This is a genomic window from Bacillus paramycoides, from assembly GCF_038971285.1.
Lineage (GTDB): Bacteria > Bacillota > Bacilli > Bacillales > Bacillaceae_G > Bacillus_A.
On the sequence record NZ_CP152427.1, the window covers coordinates 2,797,695 to 2,813,294 of the forward strand.

Genomic DNA, 15,600 nt, shown 5'->3' on the forward strand with positions numbered 1-15,600 from the left:
ATCTAGTTTACTATATTTATTAAAGAATTTTAACTTTAACAGTTTGTCTTCCCCAATTCATAGCTTTACTTTTTGAACCCATTAAAACATCAATACGATTTCCTTTAATGGCGCTTCCAGTATCACCAGCGATAGCTTCTCCATAACCTTCTACCCAAACTTTAGATCCTAATGGGATTACTTTCGGATCAACTGCAATAATTCTCATATTCGGATTAGCCGTTAAATCATGCCCCATCGCAGTTAAAACGCGTCCACCATAAGTACCATTCTCACTTGGATCCGCTGTATATGCTGTCGCTACTACCGTTAATTCACGTTTAGCAGACTGTATGTTATTTTTAGACTCTTCTTTTACTTTTGCTTCTTCCTTAGCCTTTGCTATTTCTCTTGCTTTCTCTTCTTCCTTAGCTTTTGCTATTTCTCTTGCTTTCTCTTCTTCTTTAGCTTTTGTTATCTCTCTTGCTTTCTCTTCTTCTTTAGCCTTTGCTATTTCTCTTGCTTTCTCTTCTTCTTTAGCCTTTGCTATTTCTCTTGCTTTCTCTTCTTCTTTAGCCTTTGCTATCTCTCTTGCTTTCTCTTCTTCTTTAGCCTTTGCTATTTCTCTTGCTTCGGCCTCTTCCTTAGCTTTTGCTTCTTCTTGGGCTTTCACGTCTTCTTTAGGCTTTACTACTTCTTGTACTTTCGTTTCTTCCTTAGGCTTTACTACTTCTTGTACCTTCGTTTCTTCCTTAGGTTTTACTACTTCTTGTACTTTCACTTCTTCCTTAGGCTTTGCTACTTCTTGTACCTTCGTTTCTTCCTTAGGCTTTACTACTTCTTGTACCTTCGTTTCTTCCTTAGGCTTTACTACTTCTTGTACTTTCGTTTCTTCCTTAGGCTTTACTACTTCTTGTACTTTCGCTTCTTCCTTAGGCTTTACTACTTCTTGTACTTTCGTTTCTTCCTTAGGCTTTGTTACTTCTTGTACTTTCGCTTCTTCCTTAGGCTTTGCTATCTTTTGTGCTTTAACTTCATCCTTAGCTTTAGCTGTTTTGTGTACTTTCGCTACTTGCTTCGTTTTCTCTTTAGCTGTTTTTTCAACTGGTGCTGTACTTGATAGGAAAGAAACATTAACATAAGCTGTTTTTCCTTTATACTCAAATTGTAACCAACCGTCTTTTACTTGATGCGTTGATTCAATTACATCATTTGTTTTTAGTCTGCCAAGTATTTCTGATTCTGTACTTGCATCAGAACGGACATTTAACAAATTCGCTGTTACATAATACACATCTTTTGTAAACTCCGCACTTACAAAGACTTCTTTACCATTTAAATCAATTTTGGACCATCCTTCTTCCGTATGTGTAACCTTTAACTTTTCTCCTTCTTTTACTTTTTTGACAACTTTTGATTCCGTAGTCGGTTTTTCACGTACGTTGAGTACATCTGCTGTTACGATTGTTTCTGCGGTAGCAACTGTGGTAAAAGCCCCCATCCCAAAAACTGTTGCTGTAGCTGCGCCAATTATTTTTTTCATATTAGCCTCCATTATTTTTTTGAATTCTATCAAATGCTCCATAAAATTAGGAAAGCATTTGCAGCAGTATATTAATACGACTTAATATACTGCTATTAAAACTCCTTACTCCAATACTATCAAATTCTTATTTTTAATTCTATATATTATAAAGTGAAACTTTAATCAGTGGGGGGGTTTTGTTCATCCCCCACCTAACTTCTTTGCTTTCGCTGAATTTTGAGGTGGGGGTCTTACTGCCCATTAAAGCGGGATAAAATGAGGTGAGCAAAAGTCTATTTGTTTAAGAATTTCTACAGTTATCTTTCTTGATTATCATAATATGTTTTATCTGCATATTTTTTATCATTTCCTTTTAAATACGCTAAGATTATTTTTGGATTTTTAACTAAAGTCCAATCTCCATATGTATCAAATCTTCTGCACGAAGTTATCATTCCATTTTTTATTGTACCGAACTTCTTATTTTGTTGTTTTCCCCATTCTTTTAAACGTTTTGCAAAATCTGCATCTTCTGCCATAAGCATATTTTCATTAAATCCATTAATCGCCATAAAATCTTTTCTATAGCACCAAAAAATACCGACAGATATAGCCCCGTACTTAAAAAATAATGGAATTATTATTAACAATGCGGAAACAAATATTCCTAAAGATATTCTTTCAAACTTACCAGTTACCCCACCGCCAATATATTTACCTGAAACTAAATATTTGTCTACGTTAGACAAAAAAGACTCTGTCATTTGCGTATCAGCATCTATAGTAATGATTATTTCTCCAGTAGCTATCGCGGCTCCTGCATTTCGGATTTTTGATAAATTTTTATCGTCATTTTTTAATGTAATACAGTTATACCCCTTTGCTATTTCTTCTGTTTTATCTGTACAACGATTTAAAACCACTATGACTTCAGTTTGATTTTTATATGCTTCCGCTGCCTTTGAAACGGAATCTAAACATTTTCCAATGTACTTTTCTTCATTATGCGCAGGGATTATAATAGAAAACTTTATATCTTTCTTTAAATCTTTTCCAGAAGATTCATTCGTTTCTTTCATGACACACCCCTTTTTATAAAATGAATTTTCGCTCTATATAACACATATTAATATTTATGAGGTTGTATTATAAAAATTTAAAATATACTAATACTAGTTTGATTAAAGTTACCTAGAATTCTACTATCAAAACAAAATGAAACAATACTTTTTATGCTATATAGTTATCACGATTCCTGCCACAAACAAACTTACGATCGCTAAAAATTTTGTACCGACTATAGCCCCTCTTAAATGAAACTTATAATCTTTATACCCCTTCATGCCTTCTGTACTAGGAATAACAACAAATCTTGGGGTAATCCAGCAAAAGATTAGCCAATCCAGTATAAACAAATCTACTAAATTAAAAATCATTAAAATACCAAAAGTATGTAAATAGGCATCAATATATAATAATTTTTCATGTTTATGTAATATATATGTAGAAACGAAAGGAGTACCGAAAAGAATAGCATTATATGCAATATTAAAGTATATCGTTTGCTTTTTTTCATGAATCGATTTTGGAAACACTACCTTTTGAATATCTTTCGGATACTCAGTTAACGAAAGACGCGGATTATAATATAAAGATCCTAAAATCATTACGGATAATACAATAGACATAATGACACCAACGTACATCATTTGCTCAAATGGATTCATATGCTACACTCACCTTTTTCTTTAATTACTATGTTGCTCCTTTACTTAATTACACATTGTATGTTCATAAATAACCAAAAATTAATACCACCTTCAACACCCAATCAAAATTCTTGCAATGCAAAAACAATTTTTATAAAGTGAAAGCCTAATTAGTTAAGTTAGGATTGGTGAAAACTATGAAAATAGAACATATTGCAATTTGGGTAAATGATTTAGAATTAATGCGTTCTTTCTATACGAAGTACTTTAATGGTAAATCGAACTCTTTATATCATAATGAAGTGAAACAATTTGAATCTTATTTTATTACGTTCGAATCTGGAGCAAGACTTGAAATTATGCGTAAAAAAGGTATAGAAAACGAGCCTAATCTTAACATAACTGGCTATGCTCATATGGCTTTCTCTGTTGGTAGTGAAGAACGTGTAAATGAATTAACTACAACATTAAAAAATGATGGTTATCCTTTATTAAATGGACCACGTTTCACTGGAGATGGCTATTACGAAAGTGTGATAAGTGATCCTGAAGGTAACCAAATTGAAATTACGATTTAATTATCTTTTTTCTGAAGAACAAGTGAAAATTAGTTTGGAGGAATATTACACAAAAGCTAAATTTAAAGAAACAGATTTTAATTTATATTTCCAACTCGTATCTAATAATGAAATAATGGCGCAAATTACCGAACGCGCTATTCCGTTAGATGGAGCGAAAAATGCCTTTACAAGGCTAGTAAAACGCAATGAAAATCATCAACTATTCGGCTCTTATAAAGTATATGATTCTATTACAAACGAGTATATTGGTCTTGGACATGTTCCGGTAAACGAGGATAATGTTAGAGAAGCTGCAATTGGATATATAATTTTGCCAGCGTACTGGGAAAAAGATATGGATTGCCTAAGGAGATTTTGATTATAATTATTTAACTATATAAAAAAGAAATACTGCTTTTGAACTAAACATAGCATTTCTTTACATATTACGCCCTATTCAACCATCGAAAGTAAAACTTTCTCATGATCTTTCACACTATATTCGCCCGTTTCTCACAAAAGGTTCATTTTACATGGGGATTTATTTATTACAATAAAAATATAAGTTATATTTTTAAGGGAAGGAGGATTTTAAGAATGAATATAGAGGGTAAAATTCAAGCTGAAAACGTGTTAAAAAATCTCTTTGTAGGAGCACAAGTTAATGGATTACAATTTGGGGTTTCTCCAGCCGCAATAAAGATTCATTTTACAAATTTTCACGATCCAGTTCATTATGAGGGGCAATTATATATCAATATCGAAACGAAATGGTGTTTATTTAATAATCCTCCCCACAAGTACCCATCTAATGAAGAAGAATTTGACGATTATACTGAGGAAGAAGAATATAAGAGAGTATTTGAAATGAGAAGACAAAAAATTATAGATATACAACTCGGCATAGAAAGCCCTCATTTAATCATTACATTAGGGAATGGGCAAACTATTTTCGTAAATGGTTTTCATGACGATTATGAATGTTGGCAAGCTGGTGTACAATGTGAGAGTTGGCTTGTTGGTGCTGCACCTAGTAATGATATCTCTACTTGGACTCCCGATGAGTTTATTAATAATTAAACTGTTTTTTATAAAGAAGAACCGAAGATATTTTATGAAGCATGATACTAATTAACTACATAACCATTTCTATTACCTTTAAACGAATGAACATTTTACTCTATTAAATTTGAAAGGAAGATAACGGTGGCATGTGTCCATGATTTTGGAATAATTGAGGAATTTGATTCTCAAAAAGGTTACAATGATTATACACCAGAGAAATATCATTGTGTTTCTGTTGATGATGATATTATCAGTAGTTTAGGTCAAAATTTATCAATTATGAAAACCTACTTTCATACAGTTAATAATCAGGAATACGGTTTAGCTTATTGTGGGATTACAATTATCCCTCCTGAATCATTAGCAATTTTCTATGAAACAGTTACATCTTCAAAGTTCTTCAAAAAATCTGATGAGCTGAATGAATTAGCTTCAAAAATTTCACAAGCTGCAGCAGAAAAGAAGTACATGATTCATTATGGGATTTGAATGTAATTCAAAAAATGCTTAGGATTTCTCCGAAGCATTTTTTGTATATGAATAATAAATTTATTCCTTAGCCATTTAGTCAATGCTTAAACCTATTTCCTCATCTTTTAAATGTGAAAGTGTCCCTATTAATCTAAATAAGCGTTTCCTTCCCAAGCTTCCAACTAAACCATCTCCCATGCCCTTCTGTTTCCCCAACCGTTTCACGATATTCGTTTCCGTTAATATAATAATCAATATGAAGGTCACGATCCCACATGTTGTTATATAGGTGGAATACATCACGTTTTGCGCCGATTTCTTGTATTTGTTTTTCTAGCTTATGTTTTACTTGTTCAGGTATTTGATTTGCGACGTGTGTATGGAAAATACAGATTATAGCATCTTCACTTATTTGCTCAATAATAGATGGCAATAGCTCTACACCGTCGCCTTCTATTAATTGAACGGATTCATTTTTCACTAAAGATGCTGCTTGGTCAAACATTTCAAGTCTTTCTTTATGTTCTGGCCAAATGAGTGAACGTAACCATAAATAATCTTCATCACTATGTAAATCATTCACATGTAAGTCCAGTCCAATTCTTTCTACGACAGATGGGCTTTCTTTTAGAAAATGCGGCATATTCTCCCCTCTTATTTCAGAAGTTACATGTACATTTGAATTTATATTTCCGTACATTTCATCCGTTCCGTACGAATAACGATATTGGTCCCAAAACAATTGCAATCCAGAGCTTGTTCCAATTTCAATTAACGCTAACGGCTTTTTCACTTTATTAAATATGTAACAAAAACTTGGGTATAAGTACGCACATCGCCTTACTTCATTCGTTTGAACGAGTTTCGTTTGTAATAAAGTAATGATTTCTTCTCGGTACGTTTTACAGAAATCCTTAAAATGATCAAAAGCTTGGTCTAAATCCGTATTAACATTTTCAACTAAGCTACTATAATACGTTTGTACATGATGTTCTTTCCCTGTTAGTAATAAATAATGTACGGCTCCTAATAGTAAGTTTGGGACTGGTTGACCTGCTTGAGCATAGGAAGATAGTGTAAGTACTTCCTCATCTTCAGCAATTTGTATTGATAAGTATTCATATAAGTCACTTGACCCTTTACATTCCTTTATTGAAAAATTTCGAAATAAGTTTGCGATTTGTTCTTGTGTACGCATTGGTATCCCTCCCCGTTAATATCACAGAATAATCTTACTATTAAAAGGGCAAAAGTTCCATAAAAAGGTATCCATTCTACCCACTTTCGTATACGTAAGCTTTTTCGGGATAATTTCAAACTGTAATTTTTTTCTATTTACCACCTTAAAAGAGCTTGTTAAATAAGATTTTTGGCGAATAAAACGTTAAATAGTTTAAAATTATCAGATAACACTAGATATTTTAGTCTATTAATTATTATAATAGAGTATGAGATGGTTATATAATTGAGACAAAAAAGGTAAATACCTAGGTGGGGCCTAGGCGGTGTTTCTCTTTTACGGCTTAGACATAGAAAACACCTACTCTTTTTTGCCAATATAGGGGATGGAGAGATTATCATGAGCAACATGCAGCAAAAAACAGACGTTATCTTAATTGGTGCAGGAATTATGAGTGCAACGTTAGGCTCATTACTAAAAGAATTAGCACCTGAATGGGAAATTAAAGTTTTTGAAAAACTCGCAAGTGCCGGGGAAGAAAGCTCTAACGAATGGAATAATGCAGGTACAGGGCATTCTGCGCTATGCGAACTGAACTATACTTCCGAAAAATCTGACGGATCTATAGATATTAGTAAGGCTGTAAAAGTGAATGAGCAATTCCAGCTTTCAAGACAATTTTGGGCATATCTTGTAAAAAGTAAATTAATTCGTAATCCACAAGATTTCATTATGCCTCTACCTCATATGAGTTTAGTACAAGGTGAAAAAAATGTTGAGTTTCTAAAAAACCGTTTTGAAGCGCTTTCAAAAAATCCACTGTTTCAAGGTATGGAATTTTCCGATGCTCCTGAAACATTAAAAAAATGGCTTCCACTCATTATGGAAGGACGTACATCTAACGAACCGATGGCTGCAACGAAGATTGACTCTGGAACAGATGTTAACTTCGGTGCATTAACTCGTATGTTGTTTGATTACTTACAAACGAAAAATGTCGAGCTAAACTACAAACATAGTGTCGAAAATATTAAACGCACGAAGAATGGTTTGTGGGAAGTAAAAGTACACGATATGAATAGTGGTAAAATTGAACATCATACTGCAAAATTCGTCTTTATCGGCGGCGGTGGCGGGAGTCTACCTCTACTGCAAAAGACTGGTATCCCTGAATCAAAACATATCGGTGGATTCCCAGTAAGTGGACTATTTATGGTATGTAAAAATCAAAAAGTTGTCGAGCAACATCATGCGAAAGTATACGGTAAAGCTAAAGTTGGCGCTCCGCCAATGTCTGTACCTCACCTTGATACGAGATATATAGACAATAAAAAAGCTTTACTATTTGGACCGTTCGCAGGGTTCTCTCCTAAGTTCTTAAAAACTGGCTCAAACCTTGACTTAATTGGTTCTGTAAAACCAAATAACGTCTTAACGATGTTAGCTGCTGGTGTAAAAGAAATGGGATTAACAAAATACTTAATTCAGCAAGTTATGTTATCACATGAAAAACGTATGGAAGAATTACGCGAATTCATTCCGAACGCAAAAAGTGAAGATTGGGATATTGTAGTTGCTGGGCAACGTGTACAAGTAATTAAAGATACTGATGCTGGCGGTAAAGGTACACTTCAATTCGGTACTGAAGTTGTTAGTGCGGCTGATGGATCAATTGCTGCATTACTTGGCGCATCACCAGGTGCTTCTACTGCCGTTCATGTCATGCTTGAAGTGTTAGAAAAATGTTTCCCAAGCCGCATGGTCGAATGGGAAGGAAAAATAAAAGAAATGATTCCTTCTTACGGTATTTCACTAACAGAAAATCCAAGATTGTTCCAAGACCTACACACTTCTACAGGTCGTACGCTTGGATTAAATGAAAAAGAAACAGTTCATAACTAATGAAGAAATGAAAAAACGTCCGATATATTCGGACGTTTTTTCGTTACTAGAAATTATATTTATCAATATTCTCTTTCGTAAATACAACCCGCTCTGGCAATACGATAATTCCGTTTCCTTCTGCCTCATAATCATACCCTTGGATGGAGTTTGGCTCTACTTTCACTTTTCCGATTCCTTTTACTTCGAAACTATCCCCTACTTTTAGCTTCTTCCCTTTTACTACTATTTCATTTGCTACATACGTTGCGAGTGCACCTTGCTGTTTTACATCCCATAATCCAAATTGTTGTACTGTTCCTCGTTTTACGTAATCACGCATAACGTTTGGTGTAGAGAAGCCAGTTACAACAACTTTTTTATCCATTTTCAAGTTTTCAGCCGCTTGTGCCATCGCTGGTAGTGCCGTTGCATCCGGGCAAATGACTGCATTAATATCTGGATATGTTTTTAATATGTTCTCCCCTACTGATAACGATTTTTGCGCATTATTTTCACCGTACTGAGTCGTTACAATTTCCCAGTTTGGATATTTCTTTTTAATAATTTCTTTCGCTTTCGTTACCCATTGGTTTTGATCCGTTACTGTTGGACTAGAATAAAAGAATGCTACTTTTCCTTTATCTCCAATTTGTTTAGAAGTCATTTCAATTAATAAATTAGCAAGTTGATCTGGTGTTCCTTGGCTTATATAAAATGAACGGTCTTTCGGATTGACATCAGAGTCCCATGTTAAAACAGTCATCCCTTTTTTCTTAGCACGTTGCAATGATTGTGATAGACCATCTACTGACGTAGAAGAGACCATAAGTGCATCATAGTTTTGATTAATAAAGTTGTTTATATATTTCACTTGCCCTGATACGCTTGCTTCAGACGGTCCATCATATTTCACTTGTACGCCTAACTTATCACCCATCTCTTTTGCTCCTTCACCGCCCGATGTAAAGAAGCCGACTCCAGTTAATTTCGGAATGAATGCAAATTTCACATCATCTGCCTTTTTCTTATCTGCTGTTTGACTAGAGCAAGCGACTAAACCGATTAAACAAATGCATACAATGAATACAATCTCCAGTTTTCTCTTCATGACATTTCCCCCTTATGCAAGTTCTTTCTTTTCCACGGTGTGAATTGATGTAATTTGAAATGTCTCATAATAACTGAAAGAATAAGAATAATACCAATAACTACGTTAGATTGTTCATTTGTTAAACCCGTCATTTGTAAGCCATACTGCATGACTCCAATAAAAATACTCGCCAGTACAGTACCGATAATACTTCCTTTTCCCCCTGTAATAAGTGTCCCGCCTAATACGACTGCTGTAATGATTGGTAAAATCGTTTCACTTCCCATATCAGCACGTGCGGAACCGAAATATGCAGTTAAGAAAGCGCCCCCTAATCCACCTCCTAACCCGGAAAGTATGTAAGCGATGATGACTACTTTTTTCGTTTTGATCCCAGTATATTTTGCTGCATTTTCGTTCGCACCTGTTAATTTTACGTGGCGCCCATAAATAGTACGGTGAAACAATACAGTGCATAAAATCGTTAAGATAATCAGTAGCCATAATAAATTCGGTATTTCTATAAAATTACCGTTTGCCAGTTGTACAAATGTATCAGGTAAACCACTTATCCCTTCATATCCAGAAGCACCTGCCCCTCCTGAAATGACGAGTGCAATTCCGCTGTATAAAAACATCGTTCCGAGTGTAACGACAAGTGGCTCTACATCTGTCATTTTTATAATGATTCCGTTTAAAGCTCCTGCTAAACAACTGATTATAAGAGCTATTATGACCGCTAGCAAAATAGGTATTCCATTCATCCAAAGCACACCGATTAAGATCGAAGTTAGCCCCATTATGGAGCCGACCGATACGTCAATTCCTCCTGTTACAATAACGAAAGTCATTGGTATCGCCGCGATTGCGATAAAGAGGAAATCGTTTGTACTAAAAAGGAGATTACTAATATTTAAGAAATCACTATTTATAAAACTAAAGAGAATGAATTCTAAAAGAAGTAATACGATTAGAACACCTTCCCATCTGTATAAATACTTCATAGATTCATCCTCTTTTCTGCCTTCCACTTTTTCATAACACTATCTAATATGACAATTATTAATAATAAGAAACCTGAAATAGCATTATTCCAAAATGCTGGTATTTTTAAAAATACGAGTGAACTGCTTATCGCCTCTAAAAATATCGCTCCTAATGCAGCTCCAACTATAGAACCCGTTCCTCCTTTTAAATGAACTCCTCCTAGTACAGCAGCTGCGATAACCTGTAGTTCTATCCCAGTTCCTGTTTGATTTGGAACGAATCCGATATTCATAACAAATATGCAACCAGCGAGCGCAGCGCTTATGCCTGAAATCATAAATGCATATATCTTCACTTTATTAACAGGTATACCAATGAGTCTCGCGCCATCTTCATTATCACCTACCGCATAAAAGTATCTTCCGAATGGCACTTTCCTTAAAAAGAAGTATAGTAGTAGTAAAATAATAAGAACAACCCATACAATTATCGGCAAACCAAGTATGACGATCGATGACAGTTGCTTAAAATCGTTTGGTATATCTTCAATCCACTTTCCACCTGTGAAGATTAACATCGCACCTCTAATGACCCCTAACATACCTAATGTCATAATAATAGCTGGTACCCGAAACTTCGCAACACCAATCCCGTTTGCGAAACCGATAATAGCTCCAAGTATGACAGCAACAGTAATAGACAAGAATGCACTAACCCCATCCGTTAACAACATTCCGCAAACAGCTGCGCTTAATCCCATAATTGAACCGACTGATACGTCTATATTTTTCGTAAATAAGACAAACGATTGGCCAATTGCTAGCACGACTAAAATCACGCTTGATTTTATCATTAAAGATAACGAGTTAAGCTGAACGAAACTTGGATTTATCATTCCGACAATGGCAATGTAAATGAGTAATAATAGTATGATAGATGTTTCGTGCATTTTATACATACGTTTCATTCCGTTACACCTCCGTATGCAAGACGTGTAACTTCATTTACAGTCATATTTTGTTTCTCTAAATGAGAAACAAATTGTCCATTTCGCATTACATATACACGATTTACTAATTGAACGATTTCTTCAACATCGGAAGAGATTAATAATATCGCGAGCCCTTCCCTTTTCATTTTTTCTATCGTCTCATATACTTCAATCCTTGCTTTCGCATCAATTCCGCGAGTCGGTTCGTCAAGAATAATAATTTTCGGATTACACGCAAGATATTTTGCCAGCACGACTTTTTGTTGATTACCTCCCGATAAAGATGCTAGAACTTCATCCATGCTTCGTACAACAATTCGAAACTGTTCTATATACGACTTCATTAAAGCGCTTTCTTTTTCTTGGTTAATGAAAAAACGACTCTTCTGATGTAAACTTGCTGCAGTCATATTTTCTTTAACTGATGCAATTGAGAAAATCCCATTTCTTGCTCTATCCTCTGGCACATAAACTAATCCTTCGCTAAGTCTTTTATGCAAAGAGCATGAATCAATTGATTTTCCTTCTAATAAAATAGAACCTGATTTTATAGACTTCAATCCAAATATGGCTTCTGCTAATTCCGTTCTGCCTGATCCAACAATGCCAGCAATACCTACAATCTCCCCAGCATGTACAGTAAATGATATATTTTCGAATGCGTGACTCGTTATATCAGTGACTTCTAATATTCTTTTCGTTTCCTTTGTCTCTTGCACTACTTCTCTTTTCTCTTCTTGTTTATACCCTTTCGGTAATAACCCCTCCATTAGCATGTCATATGTATAGTCACATACATCACCTTGGCTTACAATCATTCCATCACGTAATATCGCTACTTTGTTCGCAATTTCAAATATTTCTGGAAAGCGATGCGTAATATATATCATTCCAATTCCTTTTTCTTGTAAGCTTTTCATCAGCATAAAAAGACTCTTTATTTCATGAGTTGTTAATGTCGATGTTGGCTCATCTAAAATAAGAATCTCGGCTTCCCGTATTAATCCTCTAACGATTTCTACTAACTGTTGCTGCGCAATGGATAGTGATCCTCCTAGTTCTTTAAGGTCAATATCCCACCCTAAACTTTCCATCAATTGCTGAATCTTTACTTTTAATTCCTTTTTCTTCCCTTTTAGTCCGATATATATATTTTCTTCAATGGTCATATGCGGAAAAATGAGGGGTTCTTGTGGTATTAAGTAAATCCCGTCTCGGTGTGCTTCTTTCGGATTTACAAACTGTTTCCTCATTCCTTTTACATACATTTCTCCACTATCATACGAATATAACCCTGTTAATATTTTCATTAATGTTGATTTTCCAGCACCATTTCCTCCAACTAAAGCGTATATATCGCCACGCTCTACTTGTAAGTTCACTTCTTTTAGTACAAGTTGATTTGAAAACGCCTTACTCATTTTCTTTACTTGTAATAAGGGTACGCTCTCCACATGATGTCACCTACCTCTATTCAGAACATTTTTTGAGAAAATGATTATTTGTTCTACTTGTTTTGTAGCATTGTATATTCCTTTTTTCATATCTAGAACAATTTTTTCACCAGACAATTAATCGTTTCAACTGGAATAAACAAAATATATGGCACATATGTTTAAGCAGTGGTCAATTGTTGAAAGGGATGAAGAGTATGACACAGCTGAACTTTGAAGAGAATTTATTAACTAAAGTAGCTTGGTACTATTATAAAGACCAATTAACACAACAGGAAATTGCTTCACTTCTTCACATTTCAAGAAATAAAGTTGTCCGATTATTAGATAAGGCACGCAGTGAAGGCATCGTTACATTTCACGTAAAAGGAACTGGTTTACACTGTTTAAGTATTGAGCGTGACCTAATGAAAAAATTCCACTTAAAAGATGCTTTTATTATCCCTACTCCAATAAACAATTATCACGCTTCTCTCGGAAAAGCTGCTGCACAATATTTAGAAACTCAGCTCCAGCAAGGTGATTTACTTGGCATTGGATGGGGCGAAACGATTAGCAAAATGCTAGAAAATATTCATTTTGAAAGTTCTATTAATCTTTCAATCGTAACGCTAACAGGCGGAGTAAATCACTATCTCCCAAGAAAACAAAACTATTTACACTACATGCAAGGCGATCTTCACATTATCCCTACGCCGTTTCTAGCATCTACAACCGAAATGGCACAAAGTATTCTATCAGAACCGAGTGTAAAAGATATGCTTCATGTCGCTTCACTTGCACATACAGCAGTTGTCGGTATTGGAGGGTTATCTCAAGACGCTACGATTGTAAAGGAAGAAAAGTTAACGTTACGTGAGATGACATATATCCGTAGTCAAAACGGAGCTGGTGATATTTTAGGACAGTTTTACAATACGAATGGTGATTTATTAAAGCTCCCACATCATAATCGACTAATTGGTACGCCGCTCACAATTCTGCGCAAAATGAAACATGTCGTTGGTGTTGCTGGAGGTATAGAAAAGATAGATGCAATTTATGGTGCCTTAAAAGGAAAGTTCATTCATACATTAATTACCGATGAGGAAACGGCCCTCTCCTTATTACGAAAGGATGGTGATTGTTAATGTCTCATTTATTAGCTTTTGATGCTGGTACAGGAAGCGTTCGAGCTGTTCTTTTTGATTTATTAGGTAATCAAATTGCGGTTAGTCAAAAAGAATGGGTTCATAACACGGACCCTCGTTACCCAGGTTCTATGAATTTTGATGTAATAGAAAACTGGAAGCTAGTACAACAGTGCACGAAAGAAGTTTTACAAAGAAGTAATGTCACGCCCTCTTCTATTCTAGCTATTAGCGCTACTAGTATGCGAGAAGGTTTTGTTTTATATGATAAAGGTGGGCAAGAGATATGGGCTTGCGCAAATGTTGATGGACGTGCATCTGCTGAAGTTAGTGAGCTAAAAGAAATACGGTCACATCTTGAAGAAGATTTATATACTAGATCTGGTCAAACTTTTTCATTAGGTGCTTTACCTCGCCTACTTTGGATTAAAAAACATGAACCAGACGTCTATAGTAATATTCATTCTTTTACGATGTTAAACGATTGGATTTTATATAAACTAAGCGGCGTACTACAAATTGATCCTTCAAACGGATGTACATCCGGTATTTTTGACCTGCAAAATAGAGTATGGGATAACGATGTCGCTATTGAGTGCGGTTTAACGTTGCCATTTTCACCAATAGTAAATGAAGCTGGTACAGTAATTGGTACCGTCACAAAAGAGTGTGCAACATTAACTGGATTATGTGAAGGAATTCCTGTCGTCGCCGGGGGCGGAGATGCTCAAATGGCCTCACTCGGAACAGGAGTAGTTAGGCCTAATCAAACGTTAATATGCGGAGGTAGTTTTTGGCAACAAGAAGTAAATGTTACAGAACCAAAAACAGATCCACATGCTTCCATTCGAGTAAATTGTCACGTTATACCTAACCTTTGGCAATACGAAACGATTGCCTTTTTTCCAGGGCTTGTTATGCGCTGGTTTCGAGACGCTTTTTGCCACGAGGAAAAGAAACTTGCTGACAAACTCGGTGTAGATGCTTATGCCTTATTAGAAGAACAAGCGAAAGACGTACCTGTCGGCTCACATGGTATTATTCCTACTTTTTCAAACGTAATGAACTACATTTCTTGGCGTCATGCCGCACCTTCTTTTTTAAATTTAAGTTTAGATGCTGACAAATGTGGAAAGAAAGAACTGTTCCGTGCTATTGAGGAAAATGCTGCCTTCGTTACACTTGGCAATTTAAAATTAATAGAAAATCTCACAGGAACATTCCCTTCTGAAGTCATTTTTGCTGGCGGTGCTGCTAAAGGAAAACTATGGCCACAAATTCTAGCGGACGTTCTTGGTATTCCTGTGAAAGTACCGGTTGTGAAAGAAGCAGCTGCGTTAGGAACTGCGATTGCTGCTGGAGTTGGCGCAGGCATATATTCATCTATGGAAGAAACTGCTGAACAGTTTGTACAGTGGGAGCACACATTCGAGCCAATTACTGAAAATCATGAACTATATAAAGAATTCTATGAAACATGGAAAACTGTGTATGACAGTCAACTCGCTTTAGCTGATAAAGGGCTCACCTCACATATGTGGATTGCGCCTGGTGCTCTGTAACACATTACATAAG

14 protein-coding genes and 1 pseudogene are annotated in these 15,600 nt (G+C 35.4%); 7 read left to right on the forward strand and 8 right to left on the reverse strand.

The window, feature by feature from the left end:
- Positions 1-19: 19 nt before the first annotated feature.
- The 3 genes from entB to AAG068_RS14525 form a co-directional block, all read right to left on the reverse strand.
- Positions 20-1,522 carry a cell wall-binding protein EntB gene (gene entB, locus AAG068_RS14515; RefSeq protein WP_342714772.1) on the reverse strand — a complete coding sequence of 501 codons (1,503 nt, stop codon included), beginning with the start codon at positions 1,520-1,522 and terminating at the stop codon, positions 20-22.
- Between the two features lie 299 nt (positions 1,523-1,821).
- Positions 1,822-2,583 carry a glycosyltransferase gene (locus AAG068_RS14520; protein ID WP_342714773.1) on the reverse strand — a complete coding sequence of 254 codons (762 nt, stop codon included), beginning with the start codon at positions 2,581-2,583 and terminating at the stop codon, positions 1,822-1,824.
- A gap of 156 nt (positions 2,584-2,739) precedes the next feature.
- Positions 2,740-3,231, reverse strand: a complete 492-nt coding sequence (locus AAG068_RS14525) for a nitroreductase (protein ID WP_342714774.1) — start codon at positions 3,229-3,231, stop codon at positions 2,740-2,742.
- Between the two features lie 179 nt (positions 3,232-3,410).
- Here AAG068_RS14525 and AAG068_RS14530 point away from each other — a divergent pair, with 179 nt between their 5' ends.
- From AAG068_RS14530 to AAG068_RS14545, 4 genes and pseudogenes are all read left to right on the forward strand, one after another.
- Positions 3,411-3,791 (forward strand): VOC family protein, encoded by a 381-nt coding sequence (locus AAG068_RS14530; protein WP_342714775.1) that lies wholly within the window; start codon positions 3,411-3,413, stop codon positions 3,789-3,791.
- Between the two features lie 34 nt (positions 3,792-3,825).
- Positions 3,826-4,125, forward strand: a pseudogene (locus AAG068_RS14535) (GNAT family N-acetyltransferase); the annotation flags it as partial.
- Between the two features lie 245 nt (positions 4,126-4,370).
- Complete coding sequence (locus AAG068_RS14540; RefSeq protein ID WP_342714776.1) at positions 4,371-4,853, forward strand: hypothetical protein; 483 nt, start codon at positions 4,371-4,373, stop codon at positions 4,851-4,853.
- Positions 4,854-4,979: 126 nt separating this feature from the next.
- On the forward strand, positions 4,980-5,327 hold the full coding sequence (locus tag AAG068_RS14545) for a short-chain dehydrogenase (protein WP_342714777.1): 348 nt from the start codon (positions 4,980-4,982) through the stop codon (positions 5,325-5,327).
- Between the two features lie 133 nt (positions 5,328-5,460).
- On the opposite strand, the gene AAG068_RS14550 is transcribed toward AAG068_RS14545, so the two are convergent.
- On the reverse strand, positions 5,461-6,507 hold the full coding sequence (locus AAG068_RS14550) for a DUF2332 domain-containing protein (RefSeq protein ID WP_342714778.1): 1,047 nt from the start codon (positions 6,505-6,507) through the stop codon (positions 5,461-5,463).
- A 381-nt stretch (positions 6,508-6,888) separates the two neighbouring features.
- On the opposite strand from AAG068_RS14550, the gene AAG068_RS14555 reads away from it, so the two are divergent.
- Positions 6,889-8,391: a malate:quinone oxidoreductase gene (locus tag AAG068_RS14555; RefSeq protein WP_208735688.1), complete on the forward strand. Its 1,503-nt coding sequence runs from the start codon at positions 6,889-6,891 to the stop codon at positions 8,389-8,391.
- Positions 8,392-8,437: 46 nt separating this feature from the next.
- Here the strand turns inward: AAG068_RS14555 and lsrB are convergent, their stop codons facing one another.
- The 4 genes from lsrB to AAG068_RS14575 are packed head-to-tail and all read right to left on the reverse strand — an operon-like array spanning position 8,438 to position 12,895.
- The gene (lsrB, locus tag AAG068_RS14560) at positions 8,438-9,481 is read right to left on the reverse strand and encodes an autoinducer 2 ABC transporter substrate-binding protein LsrB (RefSeq protein WP_342714779.1); all 1,044 of its coding nucleotides are present in this window, start codon (positions 9,479-9,481) and stop codon (positions 8,438-8,440) included.
- Positions 9,478-10,467 (reverse strand): ABC transporter permease, encoded by a 990-nt coding sequence (locus AAG068_RS14565; protein ID WP_342714780.1) that lies wholly within the window; start codon positions 10,465-10,467, stop codon positions 9,478-9,480. The genes lsrB and AAG068_RS14565 overlap by 4 nt, the downstream gene beginning before the upstream one ends.
- On the reverse strand, positions 10,464-11,417 hold the full coding sequence (locus AAG068_RS14570) for an ABC transporter permease subunit (RefSeq protein WP_342714781.1): 954 nt from the start codon (positions 11,415-11,417) through the stop codon (positions 10,464-10,466). The genes AAG068_RS14565 and AAG068_RS14570 overlap by 4 nt, the downstream gene beginning before the upstream one ends.
- Complete coding sequence (locus AAG068_RS14575) at positions 11,414-12,895, reverse strand: sugar ABC transporter ATP-binding protein (RefSeq protein WP_342714782.1); 1,482 nt, start codon at positions 12,893-12,895, stop codon at positions 11,414-11,416. Before AAG068_RS14575 ends, AAG068_RS14570 begins: the two co-directional genes overlap by 4 nt.
- Before the next feature lie 197 nt (positions 12,896-13,092).
- Here AAG068_RS14575 and AAG068_RS14580 point away from each other — a divergent pair, with 197 nt between their 5' ends.
- Positions 13,093-14,025 (forward strand): sugar-binding transcriptional regulator, encoded by a 933-nt coding sequence (locus tag AAG068_RS14580; RefSeq protein ID WP_342714783.1) that lies wholly within the window; start codon positions 13,093-13,095, stop codon positions 14,023-14,025.
- Positions 14,025-15,587 (forward strand): autoinducer-2 kinase, encoded by a 1,563-nt coding sequence (gene lsrK / locus AAG068_RS14585; protein WP_342714784.1) that lies wholly within the window; start codon positions 14,025-14,027, stop codon positions 15,585-15,587. Before AAG068_RS14580 ends, lsrK begins: the two co-directional genes overlap by 1 nt.
- Positions 15,588-15,600: the final 13 nt, after the last annotated feature.